This is a genomic window from Brucella pituitosa (assembly GCF_965577835.1).
Classification (GTDB): domain Bacteria; phylum Pseudomonadota; class Alphaproteobacteria; order Rhizobiales; family Rhizobiaceae; genus Brucella; species Brucella pituitosa.
This window is the reverse complement of record NZ_OZ264093.1, coordinates 1,421,509-1,440,121: the sequence shown is the minus strand read 5'-3', so window position 1 is coordinate 1,440,121 and position 18,613 is coordinate 1,421,509. Positions and strand designations below refer to the sequence as shown.

The following is an 18,613-nucleotide window of genomic DNA, read 5'->3' as shown; positions in this document are numbered from 1 at the left end:
CATACGAAGCGGATTCAAGGGAAAAAGCCAGGGCCTTTCAATTGCCTTAAGGCAGCCTTAAGATGAATTTCGCAACTTGGAATCACAATGACTGCGCAGGCTTTCAGATACGGAAACATTGGCATGAACTTTCGCAAACATTCTGTTTTGCGAATGCCTTCCCGTATGCTGATTGCTCTATTGTCGTTGCTCTTTTTGGTTTCCACGCAGCTTTGCTATGCCATGGCGCACGATCTTCCGCAGACTGTAGCAGTCACCGACTGCCATGAGACGGTTAAGATTCTAAAACATGATATGGGGCATTCCATGCCAGCCGATCACGGCAAGAAAGCATCTGCTGCCTGTGTCATGATGAGTTGTGGCGGCATCATACAGCTTGCTTCAGATGTCACTCTGTTCACGCCGGATCATGAGTTCGGGCTTCCTCCGCGTGTTGCTGCATTGAACAGCAGCGATCCATTTGGCGTATTACGCCCCCCAATATCTTACCAGATCTAATCCCTAGAAATGCTGCCACCTCTTTGGCGGCAATGAGCGCATTCCAGAATTCATGAAATGATTTCGGGCGAGATGCGCATTGGTAGAGATATTATCTGGAGAATGATCATGACGAGCATGACTCGCCGCCGTCTGCTGACGCTTGGTGTAAGCGCGGCTGCTTTATCTGTCGTCCGGCCTTTTGAGGCCTTCGCGCAGGACGCCCATCAGCAACATATGCAGCATGGTGCACCCACAGCACAGGCAAAAGCACAGACTTTGCCTATTCCAACATTATTGGAGCCGGATGCTGCAGGCATCGTAAAGCTGAAAGTTCAGAAAGGGCGCCATTCCTTCACTGAAGGGAGCGATGCGGCTTCTGCGGGGGTTAACGGCACCTATCTTGGCCCGGTTGTCCGTTTGAAGAACGGAGAGGCCGTCACGCTATCGGTTGAGAATGGTATGGATGAGGACACAACCCTTCATTGGCACGGTCTTTTCGTACCATCCATTCTGGATGGTGGGCCACATAATGTGATCGCAGCAGGCAACAGCTGGGAGCCAAAGGTTACAGTCAATCAGCCTGCATCGTTTAACTGGTTCCATCCGCACTTGCATGGCGACACCGCCCGACAGGCACATATGGGCATTGCCGGGCTCATGATTGTCAGCGATGGCAAGGATAGCGAACGCGGAGTGCCTGAAACCTATGGTGTTGATGACCTGCCGCTTGTCTTGCAGGACCGCAGGGTTATCGAAGGCGACAAGGTTTACCAGCCCGATATCATGGATCTGATGCACGGCTTTCGCGGCGACAAGCTAATCGTCAACGGCGTGATTGCACCGCAAGCGCATGTTCCGGCGTCTGTTGTAAGATTGCGCATTCTGAACGGTGCCAATGCGCGGAACTTCCATATCCGTCTCAGCGATGACCAGCCGTTGCATGTCATCGGATCGGATGGCGGCTGTATAAGCAAGCTCGATACAGTCCAACGTCTGACGATCAGCCCAGGCGAGCGCTATGAAGTTCTGGTCGACTTTTCCAAATCGAAAGGCACTCTGGATTTGCTTACGGCCAGCGATGACAGCGGTGGCGGCGATGTGCCTTTGATGCAATTCATCATTAATGACCAAATCGATGGCGCAATCAAAAACTTGCCGACGAAGCTTGATGGCCCTGAGGCACCTGACGTGAAGCTATCAGCACGCAGGCGGTCGTATTTCTTCGATGAACGCATGGCCGAAAATATGAAGCTCATGATGGGCGGCATGTCGAGTGATCCTCATGCCGGGCACAATATGCCAGCGATGAGTGATCACGACATGCATTCGGGTCGGAGCAATACTGACGCCGGACCTGCATTGCAGGCTTTGACATCAGGCGTTCAGATGGCGATTGCTGAAAAACCTTTCGACATGAGCCGTATTGATGCCGAAGTTAAGCTTGGATCGTGGGAAATATGGGAGCTGACGACGAAAGAAATGGCGCATCCATTCCATATCCATGGAGCGTCATTCCGCATTCTGACGTTGAACGGGGAAGCGCCACTGCTCCATCAATCAGGTTGGAAGGATACGGCGTTGATCAATGGCAAGGCCGAAATTCTGGTCCATTTTGATCGCGAAGCTACGCCTGATCATCCTTTCATGTTCCACTGCCATGTGTTGGAACATGAAGACGTCGGCATGATGGCGCAATTCGTTACGACCTGATTTTCAAATATGCTGCGCGCTGTCTCAACCGGCGCGCAGTTTTATAAGTTTCGAACAATTCGCGCCGTAGTGCGTTTACCGCTTATCACCAAACCAAATAAGAGGAGGAGATAATGCGATCTTTCGTTCTTGCTTCAACTATTGCACTTTTCGCCATGCCTGCGTTTGCCCAAGACACAACAGTTAAAATGTACGAGGCTCTCGAAACAGGACAGGGGAAGGAAATGGGGACTGTTACAGTCTCCCAAAGTACTGATGGGCTTTCATTCAAAGCGGATTTAAACGGAATGCCGGGCGGTGAACATGGCTTCCATGTTCATGAAAAGGGCAGCTGTGCGCCTGCCGAACAGGACGGGACAATGGTTCCTGCTCAAGCAGCCGGTGGCCATTACGATCCGGAAGGCTCGAAACATCACATGGGTCCAGAAGGACATGGTCATATGGGCGACTTGCCACTTTTGAAGGCCAATGCTGATGGCAAGGTCAGTGAAACGGTTGTTGCGCCACGTCTCAAGTCGCTGGATGAAATCAAAGGGCGGGCGCTGATGGTTCATATAGGCGGCGACAATTATGCCGACCAGCCCAAGCCGCTTGGTGGTGGTGGTGCACGTATTGTCTGTGGTGTAATCGAATAAACTAACCCCAGTTTTCGATACGGATTTTCGATCCGTCCGAGAAACGCGAAATATGGAACGGCGACGGATCGACAACTGGCGTTTCGCCGCTGACCATATCGGCGACCAATCGTCCTGCACCGGGGCCGATGCCAAAGCCATGCCCCGAAAAACCTGTTGCAACGATTAGCCCATCAATGTCGGGCAGGGGGGAGATGACTGGAATAACATCCGGCATGGTGTCGATCAGGCCCGCCCATTCCTGTGCAATTGTTGCAGATGCAAAGGATGGAATTGCAGCCTTGAGTTTAGCCAACACTGCCGCATTCGCAACACGGTGCGGCTCGGGATCAAGCGTACGAATTTTTTCAAAGATCGAGACCTGATCTGCCGGCCGGAGCTTCCACTGGAAAGCTTCTTCAAAAAAGCGCTCACCAAAACGGAAACGCAGGGATTTCCATTCGGTTGAGAGCGACGGAAGGAAGTCGCGGAAAAAGCGGAAACTGTCAGGCACGATATCCGCAATAGAACCGCCGAGGCTCGCGACCGTATAACCACCATCAAGCCGCTTACGCAGCGCGAAATCTGAAAACGCAATTGCTGGATCGACATTTGCCTCAATCGGGGCCGTGCTAAACACCGATGATTTGACTTTGAGTTGCGGAAGGCGGGCCTTGAAATCCGATATGATCAACCGTGACCAGGCCCCGCCTGCAACGACTATCGCCTCACAGGCAACACGGCCTTTCTCGGTCAAAACTGCTGAAACGCGGCCATTGGTTGTCTCTATGCCGCGCACCGCACAATTTTGCAAAATGACAGCGCCCAGTTCCTGCGCCTTGGCGGCGAAAGCCGGTACTGCTTTCTGTGGCTCTGCACGCCCGTCAAGCGGGGTGATCATGCCGCCTTTGAGCTGACGCGTGAGACCGGGGGTAAGGCTGGCCGCCTGTTTGCTGCTTAAGAGTTCTGTCTCTATGCCGTGCTCGCCCGCGATTTTAATCCACTGAGCATAGCGTTCGACTTCCTCTTCTTTCTCGGCGGTATATGCGATACCCGTGATACGAAAACCGGTTTCTCGCCCGGTACGCTCATTCATGCCTTCCCAGAGGCGCATACTCTCGACAATCAGCGGCATTTCCCGGCTGTCACGACCAGTCCGGCGGCACCAGCCCCAATTGCGACTTGATTGCTCGCCCGCAATTTCACCTTTTTCAAACAGAGCAACAGGTATCCCGCGCTCGGCCAGGAAAAGGGCTGTCGATACTCCGATCACACCACCACCGATAATGGCAACCTTCGTTTCCTGTGGCAAACGCTCAGCGGTTGCCACCTTGTCGGTGATCGGCCCCATGATCAGACTCCTGCAATGCGAATATCGAATTTGGATGAAAGCAACATTGCGCGATTTGCGAGCTTGTTCAACTGGATAGTGCAGCAAATTGTTGCGTCTTCAAGTGCGTTTCGGAAAATGCCTGACACCTTTGGTCGGGTTTTATTGGCAAAGTCGTTCAAGTGCATTTATATGCGGTTCGATGATAACAGGACTCTCGGCCTCATCTATGGACGCACACACTTTGCAAGACACCAAGCTTGGCAACAATATGGCTCCAGCGCTAACGCTCTCAGGCATTAGTCGCCAGTTTGGAACAGTGCGTGCCGTTGATGATATTTCGCTCGATGTTCAACCGGGAGAGATCATCTGTCTCGTCGGTCATTCTGGCTGCGGCAAGACCTCGCTTTTGCGGATTATTGCAGGGATCGACGCGCCGGATGAAGGTCAGCTTGCCATGGGTGGCAAGGCGCTGGTCAGTTCCTCCATCTTCGTGGAACCAGAAAAACGCAACATAGGTGTGGTGTTTCAGGATTATGCGCTTTTCCCGCATCTGACTGTCAGGGAAAATGTGCTGTTCGGTTTGCGCAAGATGCGCAAGGATGAGGCGAAAGCGCGGGTTGATGAGTTACTTGCGCTGGTTGGCCTTGCCGCGATGGGGGATCGCTATCCGCATATGCTTTCGGGTGGCGAGCAACAGCGGGTCGCTCTCATCAGAGCACTGGCACCAAAGCCTGATCTGCTGTTGATGGACGAACCCTTCTCCAATCTTGACCGCGGTTTGCGTGCTCGTGTGAGAAGCGAGACTGTTGCTTTGCTTCGTGCATTGGGTACGCCGGTCATTATCGTGACACATGAGGCCGAAGAGGCATTGTCTACAGGCGATCGCGTAGTGTTGATGCGTTCCGGAAAGATCGTTCAGGCCGGTTCAGCCCGCGAACTTCATAACCAGCCTGCAACGCGCTACGCTGCGGACTTCTTCTGCGATTTCAATGCTCTTGAAGGCAAGGTAAACGGTGTTGTTGTCCAAACGCCTGTCGGCACATTGACGCTTCCGGATGATATGCGAACAGAAGGAGATGTCGCTGTCTATCTGCGTCCACGGGATATCGAGGTCATATCCTGTGAAGCGTCTGCAAAAGACGGGTTGAGCGGTCATATAGAAAACCGAACCTATTTGGGCGAAACCGAGGAACTGACAGTTCGTCTGGATCAACAGGACTTCCGTCTTCGTGTCCGAACAGATCAGCATGTCGCAGCTGATGCAGCGTATGTCACCTTACGGATCGACTGGAGCAAAGCACTGGTTTTTGCGAAAAAATGAGTAAATAACTCATATTTCTTGGCGTGAATTATTGACCCTGAATATGCCAGTTCCTATAATCTTGATGCATTACACATAGTTTCAAATGAACCAAATTCTACCGGAGGTAAAATGCCCAAGATCGCGCGTGCTGGATTGGCTCTAATGGCAGCGACGTTTCTCTCAGGTGCAGCTAATGCAAATGAGGTGAATATTTACACGACGCGTGAACCTGGTTTGATCCAGCCTCTGCTGGATGCCTATAAGGAAAAGACGGGCACCACCGTCAATACCGTTTTCCTGAAAGATGGCCTTGCCGAGCGCGTTGCGTCTGAAGGCGACAAATCGCCTGCTGATATCCTTATGACAGTGGATGCAGGCAATCTGGTTGATTTCGTCGATAAGGGCCTCACTCAGCCGATTGATTCAGCTGCTCTCAAGGCAGCTATTCCTGAACAGCTCCGCGATGCAAACGACAACTGGTTTGGTCTGTCGATGCGCGCTCGCGTTGTCTATGCAGACAAGGATCTCGAACTCGACAAGATCACCTATGAAGAACTGGCTGATCCAAAGTGGAAGGGCAAGATCTGCATCCGTGCTGGCCAGCATCCCTATAACACTGCTCTGATTGCCGATTATATCGCTCATCACGGTGCAGAAAAGACCGAAGAATGGCTGACTGGCCTCAAGGCCAATCTGGCGCGTAAGGCAGCCGGCGGTGACCGTGACGGCGCTAAGGATATTGTTGGCGGCATCTGCGATATCGCAGTTGCGAACTCCTACTATGTCGGTCTGATGCGCTCAGGTAAGAGCGGCGACGAGCAGAAGGCGTGGGGCGATGGCATCAAAGTCATTCTCCCAACCTTTGCCGATGGCGGCACGCAGGTGAACATCAGCGGTGCAGCTGTTGCCAAGAATGCGCCAAACAAGGACGAAGCCGTCAAGCTTCTCGAATATCTTGCATCGGACGAAGCCCAGCAGCTTTATGCAAAGGCTAACTACGAGTATCCGGTTAAGGCAGGCGCTCCGGTTGATCCAATTGTCGCATCTTTTGGTGAACTGAAGATCGACAAGGTCCCGCTTTCGGAAATCGTAAAGCATCGCAAGCAGGCCAGCGAGCTGGTCGACAAAGTCGGCTTCGATAATTAAAAGCTGACTACCAGTGAAAAAATAACGCCGGTGCAAAATCATTGCGCCGGCGTTGTAATATGAAGGTCGACAATAGCATGCCGGAACCTTTGCAAGCCGCATCGTCATCCATGCCTTATCGCACCCGCTCGGGGAGAGGCTGGTTGTGGCTCTCAGGATTGATTACGCTGTTGGTTTGCCTGCCGGTGCTCGCACTGGTAATCGAAGCGCTACGCGGTTCTTCCGGCCTTTGGAGCCATCTTTTCTCGACGATCTTCGCTACAGCCTTCACCGATACGATCATTCTGCTGGCAGGCGTCGGGCTTATCACTGCATTTGTCGGCACGTCTGCTGCATGGCTTGTAACGGCTTATGATTTTCGCGGGCGTGGTGTGCTCGAATGGGCGCTTTTGCTGCCCCTCGCGGTGCCTACCTATATTATCGCCTACGCCTATCTCGATATTCTGCATCCGATCGGGCCGATACAAAGCGCGATCCGCTTTGTGCTTGGCTATGATACGCCGCGCCAGTTTCGCTTGCCGGATATAAGGTCGATGACCGGCTGTATTATTCTGCTCGGCTTCGTTCTCTATCCTTATGTTTATATTCCGACACGGGCGATGTTTCTCACACAGTCCGCCAGCCTGATTGAAGCAGCACGCACATTGGGCGTTACCCGTAGAGGTATTTTCTGGCGTGTAGCATTGCCACTCGCGCGCCCCGCAGTTGCCGTCGGTGTAAGCCTTGCTTTGATGGAAACACTCAATGATGTTGGTGCTGCCGAGTTTCTTGGTGTGCGGACATTGACGGTTTCGATCTACACAACATGGGTCACGCGCTTTGATTTGCCCGGTGCCGCACAGCTCGCCCTGGCGCTTTTGTTACTGGTCGTGGCGCTTGTATCGATTGAGCGTTGGGCGCGACGCAAGCAACGTTTCTCGTCCAACATTCGCCGCTCGCGTGGGTTTGAGCCGCTTAAGGTGAGCGGAATCAACGGCCTCTGGCTATTTGTGCTCTGTGCTGCACCAATTATCATCGGCTTCATCATGCCTGCGACCTATCTCGTCATAGAAGCAGTCAAGCGTATGCGCTTTGCAGGCATATCTCCACGTCTTGCCGGCGAAGCATTCAACACGGTGATGCTGGCGTCGGTCGCAACCGTTCTGGTTCTGTTGTTTGGCATGGTGGTGGCTTATGCGATGCGGCTCTTTCCCGGCACAGCATCGCGCTGGTTCTACCGTTTTTCGACCATGGGCTATGCGGCACCCGGCACTGTGATAGCAATTGGCATCATGATTGTTTCAGGTGCGGTCGATCGGCTGTTTGATGGAGTTTTCACCTATTTCTTTGGTATTTCAACAGGGTTACTGCTGATCAGTACGGGAGCTGCCATCATCTATGCCTATGCGGCGCGCTTTCTGGCAATCTCTGCCGGAGGCATAGATGCAGGGCTCGAACGTATTCCACAATCGCTCGATCATGCTTCACGCACGCTGGGGCGCGGGGTAACCACAACATTCTGTCAGGTACATTTGCCGCTTTCAAAAACGGCTATCGTTGCCGCTGGACTTTTGGTGTTTGTCGATTGCGTGAAAGAACTACCCGCAACGCTTCTGTTGCGCCCTCTCAATATAGAGACTTTTGCCACCCATCTTTATGGCGAAGCTGCACGCGGTACATATGAAGAGGCTTCAGTTGCCGCTTTGGCAATTGTGGCGGTTGGCATAATGCCGGTTATTCTGCTTGCGCGTGTCGGGCGTCGTTTGGGTGGACAACGCAGTTAACAGCGGAAGTTCTGCAATATCAAATTGTTACAAAGCCGTTATGTATCGCGACTTTAACGCGGTAATACTTACCTGCTTCCGAAGTTCCATAAATCCAAAAAATCCAGCTCTATCAAGGGCTTTGGAGTGGTGCATCGGTGCGGCCTGGCCCAGATAGATCAATGATTTCAACACGATATTTCGCGTGAACGCAATAATATGTGACTGTATTATGAAGGGGTTTCCATGCTTCTACCACGTTGAAGCCACAAAGCGGAAGCTGAATGGGCACATGGAAACAACGTCCCGGATTTAGACACGATAGCCATACGGGCTGGTCTTAAAAACTCCGGACATGACTTGGATGATGAAAACAATGCTGGATACGCAACAATGGCTCCCGGTCGAGTTGCTGAATATTGGTTTGGCTGCCGCCGTTTTCTTCGCCTGCCTTGTGCACTCTTTGTGGAAGGCGGTCTTTGATGAGCTCAACCCCGTTTTCTGGCGTCGCACCGCGGCAGTTCTCTGGGCGGGTGTTGTTATCGTTGCTTTGAGCAGCGGAATTGAAAGCTTCAACTGGCCAATGATTATTGGCTGGATGATGGTGGCGGGCGGTGTCGTTGCGACAGCTATCCGCACAGGCATGGGTTATTATCGCCAGTATTCGGCGCATAATGTGCGTCGTACGAAGTTTACAAATACGCGCTTTTCTGGCCCACGCGTTTCTGGACGGTGATAGCCATGTTTGCAAAGACTGCTCAAATGCCTCTGCGGCTACACCGTCCAAATAGTCTGCGTTCGTTCTTTATCCGCGCTTTTGGTTCTGGACGATACCGTAGATATTCGTAGAACGGGCGCCTGAGCGGCAATAGCCGAGAATAGGGCCTTCGGCTTCGTTGAGAGCCGAGGCCATGTCATCGACATTCTCCTGGGTCAGCTGGCCGCCAACAACCGGGATGTAATAGGTCTTGATGCCAGCCTTTTCGGCAACCTTGGCAACTTCGGCAAAGCTGGGCTGATCTTCACCGCCTTCACCATCGGGACGATTGCAGATAATCGTCTGAAAACCTTCAGCCGCAATATCACGCACATCATCCGGCGAGATTTGTCCAGTGACTGAGTAATTGTCGTCGATCTGCCGAATATCCATCGTTTTTCACCTATAATATAAGTCGCTGAAAGGCTCATTTCCGGTTAGCGGGTATAGCTCGTTATCGACTTGATCCGCAAGTGTTGAGCCGCTGGACTTGCCTGCTGCAGAGGTGTTGGATACTAATTCCGCATGAGGGCAGAAATGACAGGCGGCGGAACGACATGACGATGCAGAACATCAGCCAAAGTGTTCCGCGTCTTGCTCGTCGTGAATCCGGCCTCCACGAAAGCAACCGTGATGTCCCGGAAGAAGTGCCAGTGGCGATGAGCTATAATGGCACGACGCATGCTGTTATGATGGCAACACCCGATGATCTCGAAGATTTCGCAGTGGGTTTCAGCCTGACCGAAGGTATCATAGGGTGTATCTCGGAAATCGAAGATCTGAACATCGAAGTCTTTGGAAAAGGCATCGATATTCAGATGCGGCTTGTCGATCAGCGGGAGGAAATGCTTGTCGCTCGCCGCCGCTTTATGGCCGGGCCGGTCGGTTGCGGCTTGTGTGGGATCGATTCCATCGATCAGGCAATACGTCCATTATCTGCGATCAAGGCGGATGGATTTCAGCTGAAAGCGGGATCAATTGTTGCTGCAATGGATGCCTTGGGTGGCGCACAGCAATTGAATAGGCAAACACATGCAGTGCATGGCGCTGGCTTTTTTGTGCCGGGCGAGGGGCTGTTTGCCGTTCGCGAGGATGTCGGACGGCACAATGCTTTAGATAAGCTTATCGGCGCAATGGCGCGTGCTGACCGGCCTGCGGAGAAAGGTTTGGTGGCGATTACGAGCCGTGTCTCAGTCGAGATGGTCCAGAAGGCCGTTATTCTCGGCGTACCACTGCTTGCAGCGATTTCAGCGCCAACAGCGCTTGCCATTCGCACAGCAGACGAAACCAATCTAACGCTCGTAGCGCTTGTCAGAGGCGATGATTTCGACGTCTACACCCATCCTGAGCGTATCGTAAGCGAGTAGCCGGCTTCGCAATCGCAAGGCCGGCCAATCTTTACTATATGAGTGCTGCAATACGAGCGCGTTCACTAACAATCTGCAAAGCTGCGTGCGCGGCTTCAACACCCTTCACCTTGAAATGGTTGAAGAAGAAGTCGTGATGCTCTTTACTGTCGTGGTAATGATGCGGGGTGAGCGATACGCTAAGCACCGGAACTTCGGTCTCAAGCTGTACCTGCATCATGCCGTTGATGACGGCCGTGGCGACGAAATCGTGGCGGTAAATTCCGCCATCGATCACGAATGCAGCGCCCACAATGGCAGCATAGCGGCCAGTCTTGGCAAGCGTCTTTGCATGAAGCGGAATTTCATAAGCACCGGGAACGTCGAAAACTTCGACTTCCACGTTGCTGCCAGTTTTTGCGGCGAGTTCAGCGATGAAGCTCTTACGTGCTTCGTCAACGATATCCGCATGCCAGCGAGCCTGAATGAAGGCAATTTTGAAGGATGTCTTGTTCGGATAGCTCTGGTTCATAGGTTCCTCACGAAACTAGAATCAGGGCGCACAAAGGAACGCGAGCCACGCCGAATTGAGCGTAACCAAACATTCTTTCGCTCTCTTCCATCCGGACTTTAACCGTCGGCTCCGGCATCTCACCGGATCTGCTGACCCTGAAACAAATAGCCGAATCGGCTTTCTGCTGCAGGCGCTCGCGGGCTCGAAGATCGCTCTTCATACCGCCGGTGGGGAGTTTCACCCCGCCCCGAGAACAAACCCGCACACCATTGTGCGAGCGACTGGAAATTATGCATTCCGGAGGATAATGTCCAGTCCACTCACAGTAATTTTATACTGCCTAAAAAAGCACAACGCGTTGCGTTTTGCCGATTTTCCGAACTGAGCAAAGTTTTGTCATCAGAAATATGGTGAACGAACCAAGTGTTTAATTTTACTGGGATATTTGGTCAATTTTTTCAGCTATCGACACGCTTGAATTGAATGTCTCGATTTTTCTCACCTAATCCATATTGACACACATCCCGTATTTGAGCCTATCCTAAGAGCACATCTTGTCTTGCAGGTGATTTTCATTCAAAAAAGACAACGTTGTCAATCGCAGAAGGAGCTGCGAGAAACAGAGTGGGATGGAGGTCTCAAAGCAGATTGAACGATCTTCTGGGTGTGCGGGCCTGATGCCTGACGACAGCATCCGACGAAATTTTGTTTTGTAGAGTTCTACGGGAGGTAGACACATGCATAAGTTTTTCAGAATGGCCGCGATGGGCACAGCTGCCTGTGCAATGCTTGCAGCAATGGCACCTGTTACAGCCAGCGCACAGGACAAGCAGAACGTTGAAGTCCTGCATTGGTGGACAGCTGGCGGCGAAGCTGCGGCACTCGATGTTCTGAAGAAAGACCTTGAAGGCAAAGGCATCAGCTGGACGGATATGCCAGTTGCAGGCGGCGGCGGCACAGAAGCCATGACGGTTCTGCGTGCTCGCGTTACGGCAGGCAATGCGCCAACTGCAGTGCAGATGCTCGGCTTCGATATCCGCGACTGGGCGGAGCAGGGCGCTCTCGGCAATCTTGATGAGATTGCTGGCAAAGAAGGCTGGGACAAGGTTATCCCGGCACCTCTGCAGGAATTTGCCAAATATGACGGCCACTGGATTGCAGCGCCTGTAAACGTTCATTCCACCAACTGGATGTGGATCAACAAGGCAGCCCTCGACAAAGCTGGCGGCAAAGAGCCGACCAACTGGGATGAACTTGTAGCGCTTCTCGACAAGTTCAAGGAACAGGGTATTACCCCGATCGCTCACGGTGGTCAGCCATGGCAGGATGCGACGATTTTTGATGCCGTCGTGCTCTCTTTTGGCCCGGACTTTTACAAAAAGGCTTTCGTTGATCTGGACCCGGAAACTCTGGGTAGCGATAAGATGAAAGAGGCCTTCGATCGCATGACCAAGTTGCGGTCCTATGTGGATGACAACTTCTCCGGTCGTGACTGGAACCTTGCTTCGGCGATGGTTATCGAAGGCAAGGCTGGCGTTCAGTTCATGGGTGACTGGGCAAAGGGCGAATTCATCAAAGCCGGTAAGAAGCCAGGCGAAGACTTCGTCTGCATGCGTTACCCGGAAACACAGGGTTCTGTAACCTTTAACTCCGACATGTTCGCGATGTTCAAGGTTGCTGAAGACAAGGTGCCTGCACAGCTAGAAATGGCGTCAGCCATCGAAAGCCCGGCATTCCAGTCGGCCTTCAACGTGGTCAAGGGATCAGCTCCAGCACGCACCGACGTGCCTGACACCGATTTCGACGCTTGCGGCAAGAAGGCAATTGCTGATGTGAAGGAAGCTGCTGAAAAGGGCACCATGCTCGGCTCCATGGCTCATGGCTATGCAAATCCGGCTTCCGTCAAGAACGCCATCTATGACGTCGTAACGCGTCAGTTCAACGGGCAGCTCTCATCTGAAGATGCTGTCAAGGAACTGGTTACGGCTGTTGAAGGCGCCAAGTAAGCAGATAAGGGGCGTCCGGGACACAGCACCCGGACGCTCTCATTACATACGCTATAATTCATTGAAAATAATGGCTTAATACCGCCGCAATACCTGCGCTCCAAGGTCTTGTTCTAACGCGTGTCTGATCCGAAAATCATATTTTATTTTTCGGGATGCGTTTTTAAACAAGCTGGCAGCACGAGGCGGTAGCTTAAACAGGATGGCGCAGATATGCAGCGTAACAGCCGACTACAAGAACTGGTGCCCAAGCTGGTTCTCGCGCCGAGCTTCTTGATTGTTCTCGTCTTTGTATATGGATTTATTATCTATACAGGCGTTCTTTCTGTCACAAACAGCCGCATGTTGCCGTCCTACGGTTTTGTTGGCCTGTCAAATTATGAAAAGCTCTGGGCATTGCCACACTGGTGGCGAGCGGTCACCAATCTTGCGATTTTCGCCTCGCTCTACATCATCATTTGTTCGGTTATTGGCCTCTTTTTGGCAATCCTGCTCGATCAGAAGATCCGTGGAGAAGGCTTTCTGCGTCCGATCTACCTTTATCCCATGGCGCTTTCCTTCATCGTGACGGGTACGGCGTGGAAATGGTTTCTCGATCCGGGTATCGGTCTTGAGCACACGGTTCGACTTTGGGGCTGGGAAGGTTTCACCTTCAACTGGATCAAGAGCAACACGATGGCAATTTACTGTCTGGTGATTGCTGCTGTCTGGCAGTCATCGGGCTTTGTCATGGCGATGTTCCTTGCAGGTCTGCGTGGTGTTGACAACGAGATCATCAAAGCGGCACAGATAGATGGTGCTTCGACGGGAACAATCTATCGCCGCATCATCATTCCTTTGATGCGCCCGGTGTTCCTGTCGGCTTTTGTGGTGCTCGCGCATCTTGCAATCAAGGCCTATGACCTTGTAATCGCCTTAACTGGCGGTGGACCTGGACAGGCAACTGAATTGCCCGCGACCTTCATGTATTCTTATACGTTTACCCGCAACCAGATGGGTATCGGTGCATCGTCGGCAATCATCATGCTTGTGATGATATTCTCAATCATCATTCCGTATCTCTATTCGGAAATTCGCGGAGGGTCACGCTCATGAGTGTTCAGACCCAGGAAAACGCGATCAACAGTGGCAAGCTGACACGTGCTTTGATTTATTCTGCACTGCTGCTGTTTGCAATTTACTATCTGCTGCCGCTCTACGTGATGCTGGTGAATTCGTTCAAGCCGCTTGAGGAAATTCGCCAGGGCGGTATGTTGGGCCTGCCGCAGCAATGGACAATTGAACCCTGGCTTTCGGCGTGGTCAACAGCACAAATCGGTGTACAGCCCACAGGCCTCAAGCCATTCTTTATCAACTCCATCCTGATGGTTGTGCCTGCGGTAGCGATCTCCACGGTTGTTGGTGCGTTGAACGGCTATGTGCTTACCAAATGGCGCTTCCGCGGCTCGAACATCTTCTTCGGTTTGCTTCTGCTTTCATGCTTCATCCCGTTTCAGATTGTCCTTATCCCGATGGCGCGCGTTCTGGGGATGCTTGGTATTGCGGGCACGATCTGGGGGCTGATCCTTGTTCACGTGGTCTATGGTATCGGCTTCACGACGCTTTATTTCCGCAACTATTATGAAGCGTTCCCGACTGAACTGGTGCGCGCAGCGCAGATCGATGGTGCAAGCTTTTTCCAGATTTTCTGGCGCATTCTTCTGCCGTCCTCTGGCCCGATCATCGTTGTCTCGGTCATCTGGCAGTTCACCAATATCTGGAACGACTTCCTCTTCGGTGCGTCTTTCTCCGGTGCAAATTCAACACCTATGACTGTCGCGCTCAACAACCTCGTTTCCTCCTCCACAGGCGTCAAGGAATATAACGTTCACTTTGCAGCTGCCATTCTGGCGGCTTTGCCAACGCTGATCGTTTACATTGTTTCCGGGCGCTACTTCGTGCGCGGCCTGATGTCCGGTGCCGTTAAGGGATAAGTCTGACATGTCATTTCTGAAAATTACCGATCTCTATAAATCCTACGGCAACGTCTCGGTCCTGAAGGATATCAATATCGAGATTGAGGAAGGCGGCTTTCTGGTACTCGTCGGACCTTCGGGCTGCGGCAAATCCACATTGCTGAATACGATTGCTGGTCTCGAGCCAATTACGTCCGGCGATATTCTGATCAATGACCGCTCGGTTTCCGGCTTGCATCCATCGCAACGCGATATTGCAATGGTGTTTCAGTCCTACGCACTCTATCCGAACATGACGGTGGCCGGAAACATCGCTTTCGGCATGGAAATTCGCAAAGTTCCCAAACCTGAACGCGAGAAAGCCATTCAGGAAGTCGCGGATATTCTGCAGATTGGCCATCTTCTCGACCGCAAGCCGAGCCAGCTTTCCGGTGGCCAGCGTCAGCGTGTTGCCATGGGGCGAGCACTTGTGCGCAATCCGCAGGTCTTCCTGTTCGACGAACCACTGTCGAACCTGGATGCCAAGTTGCGTGTTGATATGCGGACTGAGATTAAGCGCCTGCATCACCGCATGAAGACAACAATTGTCTATGTGACGCATGATCAGATCGAAGCCATGACACTTGCAACCAAGATTGCTGTTCTGAAAGACGGTATCCTGCAGCAGTTCGGTACGCCAGCGGAAATCTACAACAATCCGGCCAATATGTTTGTCGCCGATTTCATGGGCTCACCCGCGATGAACCTTCTTCATGCGGGCATTGAGAAGAATGGTTCTGACCTTGCGGTCGTGCTTGAACAGGGTGAGGGCGAAACGCTGAAGCTTCCGCTGAAAACAGCACCGCATAGTCTTGGCGAGTATGTTGGCAAGCAAGTCATGTTTGGCATCCGTCCTGAGGCCCTTACCGATCCTGATGGGGCGGATCGCAATGCTCATTCGGTGGTTGAAGGCGAATGTCTGATTGATGTTGTGGAACCAGCAGGATCGGATACATTCGCTGTGACGCGCATAGGTGGTAAGCAGGTTGTTGCGCGTTTGCGTGCAGATGCTCGCATTACCGCAGGCCAAAGGTCGCGGCTTGCTTTCAATCTCGACAAGTCGGTGTTTTTTGACCCATCAACTCAGGGTCGGATTTTATAGCGGTTCATTTCATCGGGCTATTCTTTGGAATAGCTCGAGCCGTGAATATGATTAGCTTCTTATGCATGGAAACTGAACGGAGAGTTCATGTCATGCATTGGAAGATCAAACTGGCAATCATGTTGACAACCACCGTCGTGTCGGGCGTGGCTCATGCTGAGAGTAAAAGTCAGTATGAAGCTTTCAGCACGCATCTAATTGCAGGAGACAGGACGACGGCTTTGCTGAATCTTGATGCATGTCAGCAGAAATCCGGTAGCAAGCTCAAAGGAAAGTCTATTCTCGGTGGTGTCGTTGTGCAGTCCTTCATGAAGCTCTCGAACCCCACCCAGTCGATTGTATTTTCAGACGCGCATATGACAGTCCGTGAAGACTTGACGCCTATCCTTGAGTTTATCCGGTATCGTGTAATGCCCGATGATAGCGCAACGATTACAGTTCAAATTCTCTCTCCAAGAACATACGACGCTATAACCGAGAAAAAGGTTTTCGATTGCAAGCTGGGTGATGGTCTGACTTTTGCCTATGGAACGAGGCAATAGCTGCGCACTATTTCCATTTAGAGCACGTCATTCAAAACCGGTTTCCACTTTTCCAGATGTGCTTCAAATCAAAAGGGTGCTCCCAAATTCAGGAACACCCTTTTTCATGCTTGCCTGGAGGGCAAAATTCTATTTTGTGGATGCCGCGTCTAACGCAGGAAGTCCAACCCAAGAAGACCAATTGCCAGTGCGGTATTCAGCGAAATGATCATCATGCCATAGACGATCGCTGTTCTTGTAATATCGCTCATTTTTCTACCTCCTTGAACCGCGACGCCTCCACATCGGATTCTAAAGCTCGAGAACTGTAACAAAATGTAACAGCCCGTTACGGGTAGCGCAACCCATTTTACATAAATGTGAACGAGTGTAACAGGGCGTGAAAATGCAAGAGCAACTCCCAGGAGTTGCGCCGATTTTGGGTATGTCACCGCATTGTGACGCGAAATTAACTGGTAAATTCTGTACAGGCGCTACATAAAGCAGTGGTTATGATTGACTGAAAAGTCGTCTTTAATTCTCTGCTTTTATTCGGATTTTCAACTTGAACCGGATCGTTCCACTCGTGCTGGCAATTGCTCTTTTCATGGAGCAAATGGACTCGAACGTTATTTCAACATCGCTTCCCGCAATTGCCGCTGATATCGGCACCAGTCCGATTGCGTTAAAACTCGCATTGACGGCTTATCTCGTCTCTCTCGCGGTTTTTATTCCTGTGAGCGGGTGGATGGCAGACCGATTCGGTGCCAAGAACGTCTTTCGGGCAGCGATTGCTATTTTCGTTGTCGGCTCACTGGCCTGTGCCGCATCCAACTCGCTGGCCGCTTTTGTTGTCGCACGGTTCCTGCAGGGTATGGGTGGCGCGATGATGACACCGGTCGGGCGACTGGTTCTTATCCGCTCGACACCCAGAAGCGAACTTGTTTCCGCCATGGCGTGGCTCACGATCCCCGCGATGGTTGGGCCTTTGGTTGGCCCGCCGGTAGGTGGCTTCATAACGACATTTTTCTCGTGGCACTGGATATTTCTGATCAACGTGCCGATTGGCGTGATTGGTATCTGGTTTGCAACCCGATTTTTGCCCGACAATGACGAGCGGATCACCAAACGTCTCGACTGGCCCGGCTTTTTCCTATCCGGGATCGCGATGTCGGGCGTGGTGTTCGGCTTATCGGTTGTAAGCCTCCCAGCTTTGCCGCCAGTGATCGGTGTTGTGACTGTAGCCATCGGTCTGGTCTGCTCGGTGCTTTATATTCTTCATGCGCGCCGCATAAGTGATCCGCTGCTTGATCTGAAGCTCTTTGATAATCAGGTCTTTCGCTCAGCGGTTTTCGGTGGCAGCGTGTTTCGGCTGGGCATAGGTGCTATTCCGTTTCTACTGCCGTTGATGTTCCAGCTTGGTTTTGGCATGACACCGTTTGAATCAGGCATGATGACGTTTGTTTCTGCGATAGGGGCCATCAGCATGAAATTCGGCGCCAAGCGTGTCTTCAGCCTCTTCGGTTTCCGAAGAACATTGATGTATGGTTCGCTGATTTCAGCGGCATTCATTGCAGCAAACGGCCTGTTTTTTCCGGAAACGCCCTATGGTCTCATCATCGGCCTTTTACTGATTGGCGGGTTTTTCCGCTCGCTGTTCTTCACCGGTGTCAATGCATTGGCTTTTGCCGAAATCCCTGATGCCAAAACAAGTCAGGCGACACCGATTACAGCCGTCGCGCAGCAGGTTTCAATTGCACTAGGTGTTGCTATGGCTGGTGGAATTCTCGAAATCAGTACCGCTCTGCGGGGCGCCCCACTGCAACTCGCAGATTTCCATATTGGGTTCTTTGTGGTTGCCGCTGTTTCAGCGACAGCTTTCTTCTGGTTCGCAAAGCTGGCACCAGATGCAGGACGCGAGCTTTCCGGTCCGGTAACAATCAAGTCCAGGAGTAAAGAGCGTACAGCTTTGGAGGCTGCGGACTCTGCCAATGGCAAATGAAAAAAGCGGCCGCTCGGACCGCCTTTTTCTCATTCTACCATAT

General features: G+C 52.1%; 17 protein-coding genes and 1 riboswitch. Of the genes, 14 read left to right on the top strand and 3 right to left on the bottom strand.

Annotated features, from left to right (window positions below; translation table 11 throughout):
- Positions 1-123: 123 nt before the first annotated feature.
- From ACSME1_RS17965 to sodC, 3 genes are all read left to right on the top strand, one after another.
- Positions 124-498: a hypothetical protein gene (locus ACSME1_RS17965; RefSeq protein ID WP_245872245.1), complete on the top strand. Its 375-nt coding sequence runs from the start codon at positions 124-126 to the stop codon at positions 496-498.
- 108 nt (positions 499-606) lie between these two features.
- Positions 607-2,190: a multicopper oxidase CueO gene (gene cueO, locus ACSME1_RS17960; RefSeq protein WP_435655124.1), complete on the top strand. Its 1,584-nt coding sequence runs from the start codon at positions 607-609 to the stop codon at positions 2,188-2,190.
- 113 nt (positions 2,191-2,303) lie between these two features.
- Entirely contained in the window at positions 2,304-2,825 is a 522-nt protein-coding gene (sodC, locus tag ACSME1_RS17955) for a superoxide dismutase [Cu-Zn] SodC (RefSeq protein WP_435655123.1), read from the top strand.
- Between the two features lies 1 nt (position 2,826).
- Here sodC and ACSME1_RS17950 read toward each other — a convergent pair whose 3' ends face one another.
- Positions 2,827-4,155: an NAD(P)/FAD-dependent oxidoreductase gene (locus tag ACSME1_RS17950; protein WP_435655122.1), complete on the bottom strand. Its 1,329-nt coding sequence runs from the start codon at positions 4,153-4,155 to the stop codon at positions 2,827-2,829.
- Between the two features lie 208 nt (positions 4,156-4,363).
- On the opposite strand from ACSME1_RS17950, the gene ACSME1_RS17945 reads away from it, so the two are divergent.
- The 4 genes from ACSME1_RS17945 (at position 4,364) to ACSME1_RS17930 (ending at position 9,064) form a co-directional block, all read left to right on the top strand.
- Positions 4,364-5,458, top strand: a complete 1,095-nt coding sequence (locus tag ACSME1_RS17945; protein ID WP_435655121.1) for an ABC transporter ATP-binding protein — start codon at positions 4,364-4,366, stop codon at positions 5,456-5,458.
- A 111-nt stretch (positions 5,459-5,569) separates the two neighbouring features.
- On the top strand, positions 5,570-6,586 hold the full coding sequence (locus tag ACSME1_RS17940; RefSeq protein WP_024896321.1) for a Fe(3+) ABC transporter substrate-binding protein: 1,017 nt from the start codon (positions 5,570-5,572) through the stop codon (positions 6,584-6,586).
- Positions 6,587-6,663: 77 nt separating this feature from the next.
- Complete coding sequence (locus ACSME1_RS17935) at positions 6,664-8,349, top strand: ABC transporter permease (protein WP_435655460.1); 1,686 nt, start codon at positions 6,664-6,666, stop codon at positions 8,347-8,349.
- Between the two features lie 343 nt (positions 8,350-8,692).
- Complete coding sequence (locus tag ACSME1_RS17930) at positions 8,693-9,064, top strand: hypothetical protein (protein WP_435655120.1); 372 nt, start codon at positions 8,693-8,695, stop codon at positions 9,062-9,064.
- Between the two features lie 69 nt (positions 9,065-9,133).
- On the opposite strand, the gene ACSME1_RS17925 is transcribed toward ACSME1_RS17930, so the two are convergent.
- Positions 9,134-9,478: a TIGR01244 family sulfur transferase gene (locus ACSME1_RS17925; RefSeq protein ID WP_024896318.1), complete on the bottom strand. Its 345-nt coding sequence runs from the start codon at positions 9,476-9,478 to the stop codon at positions 9,134-9,136.
- A gap of 164 nt (positions 9,479-9,642) precedes the next feature.
- Here ACSME1_RS17925 and fdhD point away from each other — a divergent pair, with 164 nt between their 5' ends.
- Positions 9,643-10,452: a formate dehydrogenase accessory sulfurtransferase FdhD gene (gene fdhD, locus ACSME1_RS17920; RefSeq protein ID WP_424576814.1), complete on the top strand. Its 810-nt coding sequence runs from the start codon at positions 9,643-9,645 to the stop codon at positions 10,450-10,452.
- 34 nt (positions 10,453-10,486) lie between these two features.
- On the opposite strand, the gene ACSME1_RS17915 is transcribed toward fdhD, so the two are convergent.
- Positions 10,487-10,963 carry a 6,7-dimethyl-8-ribityllumazine synthase gene (locus ACSME1_RS17915; protein WP_435655119.1) on the bottom strand — a complete coding sequence of 159 codons (477 nt, stop codon included), beginning with the start codon at positions 10,961-10,963 and terminating at the stop codon, positions 10,487-10,489.
- A 75-nt stretch (positions 10,964-11,038) separates the two neighbouring features.
- A riboswitch (FMN riboswitch) is annotated at positions 11,039-11,204 on the bottom strand.
- Positions 11,205-11,682: 478 nt separating this feature from the next.
- Between ACSME1_RS17915 and ACSME1_RS17910 the strand changes: the two genes are divergently transcribed.
- From ACSME1_RS17910 to ACSME1_RS17885, 6 genes are all read left to right on the top strand, one after another.
- Complete coding sequence (locus ACSME1_RS17910) at positions 11,683-12,951, top strand: ABC transporter substrate-binding protein (RefSeq protein ID WP_024896314.1); 1,269 nt, start codon at positions 11,683-11,685, stop codon at positions 12,949-12,951.
- A gap of 213 nt (positions 12,952-13,164) precedes the next feature.
- Positions 13,165-14,046 (top strand): carbohydrate ABC transporter permease, encoded by an 882-nt coding sequence (locus ACSME1_RS17905; protein WP_024896313.1) that lies wholly within the window; start codon positions 13,165-13,167, stop codon positions 14,044-14,046.
- Positions 14,043-14,924 (top strand): carbohydrate ABC transporter permease, encoded by an 882-nt coding sequence (locus ACSME1_RS17900; protein ID WP_024896312.1) that lies wholly within the window; start codon positions 14,043-14,045, stop codon positions 14,922-14,924. Before ACSME1_RS17905 ends, ACSME1_RS17900 begins: the two co-directional genes overlap by 4 nt.
- Before the next feature lie 7 nt (positions 14,925-14,931).
- On the top strand, positions 14,932-16,047 hold the full coding sequence (locus tag ACSME1_RS17895; protein WP_435655118.1) for an ABC transporter ATP-binding protein: 1,116 nt from the start codon (positions 14,932-14,934) through the stop codon (positions 16,045-16,047).
- A 92-nt stretch (positions 16,048-16,139) separates the two neighbouring features.
- Positions 16,140-16,589 (top strand): VirK family protein, encoded by a 450-nt coding sequence (locus ACSME1_RS17890; protein ID WP_435655117.1) that lies wholly within the window; start codon positions 16,140-16,142, stop codon positions 16,587-16,589.
- 544 nt (positions 16,590-17,133) lie between these two features.
- Positions 17,134-18,570, top strand: a complete 1,437-nt coding sequence (locus ACSME1_RS17885; protein ID WP_024896310.1) for a DHA2 family efflux MFS transporter permease subunit — start codon at positions 17,134-17,136, stop codon at positions 18,568-18,570.
- The last annotated feature ends 43 nt before the right edge of the window (positions 18,571-18,613 follow it).

Excerpts from the sequence above, each read along its gene's own strand:
- ACSME1_RS17965 (WP_245872245.1), top strand. The coding sequence starts at position 124 with ATGAACTTTCGCAAACATTCTGTTTTGCGAATGCCTTCCCGTATGCTG.
- cueO (WP_435655124.1), top strand. The coding sequence starts at position 607 with ATGACGAGCATGACTCGCCGCCGTCTGCTGACGCTTGGTGTAAGCGCG.
- sodC (WP_435655123.1), top strand. The coding sequence starts at position 2,304 with ATGCGATCTTTCGTTCTTGCTTCAACTATTGCACTTTTCGCCATGCCT.
- ACSME1_RS17950 (WP_435655122.1), bottom strand. The coding sequence starts at position 4,155 with ATGGGGCCGATCACCGACAAGGTGGCAACCGCTGAGCGTTTGCCACAG.
- ACSME1_RS17945 (WP_435655121.1), top strand. The coding sequence starts at position 4,364 with ATGGACGCACACACTTTGCAAGACACCAAGCTTGGCAACAATATGGCT.
- ACSME1_RS17940 (WP_024896321.1), top strand. The coding sequence starts at position 5,570 with ATGCCCAAGATCGCGCGTGCTGGATTGGCTCTAATGGCAGCGACGTTT.
- ACSME1_RS17935 (WP_435655460.1), top strand. The coding sequence starts at position 6,664 with ATGCCGGAACCTTTGCAAGCCGCATCGTCATCCATGCCTTATCGCACC.
- ACSME1_RS17930 (WP_435655120.1), top strand. The coding sequence starts at position 8,693 with ATGATGAAAACAATGCTGGATACGCAACAATGGCTCCCGGTCGAGTTG.
- ACSME1_RS17925 (WP_024896318.1), bottom strand. The coding sequence starts at position 9,478 with ATGGATATTCGGCAGATCGACGACAATTACTCAGTCACTGGACAAATC.
- fdhD (WP_424576814.1), top strand. The coding sequence starts at position 9,643 with ATGACGATGCAGAACATCAGCCAAAGTGTTCCGCGTCTTGCTCGTCGT.
- ACSME1_RS17915 (WP_435655119.1), bottom strand. The coding sequence starts at position 10,963 with ATGAACCAGAGCTATCCGAACAAGACATCCTTCAAAATTGCCTTCATT.
- ACSME1_RS17910 (WP_024896314.1), top strand. The coding sequence starts at position 11,683 with ATGCATAAGTTTTTCAGAATGGCCGCGATGGGCACAGCTGCCTGTGCA.
- ACSME1_RS17905 (WP_024896313.1), top strand. The coding sequence starts at position 13,165 with ATGCAGCGTAACAGCCGACTACAAGAACTGGTGCCCAAGCTGGTTCTC.
- ACSME1_RS17900 (WP_024896312.1), top strand. The coding sequence starts at position 14,043 with ATGAGTGTTCAGACCCAGGAAAACGCGATCAACAGTGGCAAGCTGACA.
- ACSME1_RS17895 (WP_435655118.1), top strand. The coding sequence starts at position 14,932 with ATGTCATTTCTGAAAATTACCGATCTCTATAAATCCTACGGCAACGTC.
- ACSME1_RS17890 (WP_435655117.1), top strand. The coding sequence starts at position 16,140 with ATGCATTGGAAGATCAAACTGGCAATCATGTTGACAACCACCGTCGTG.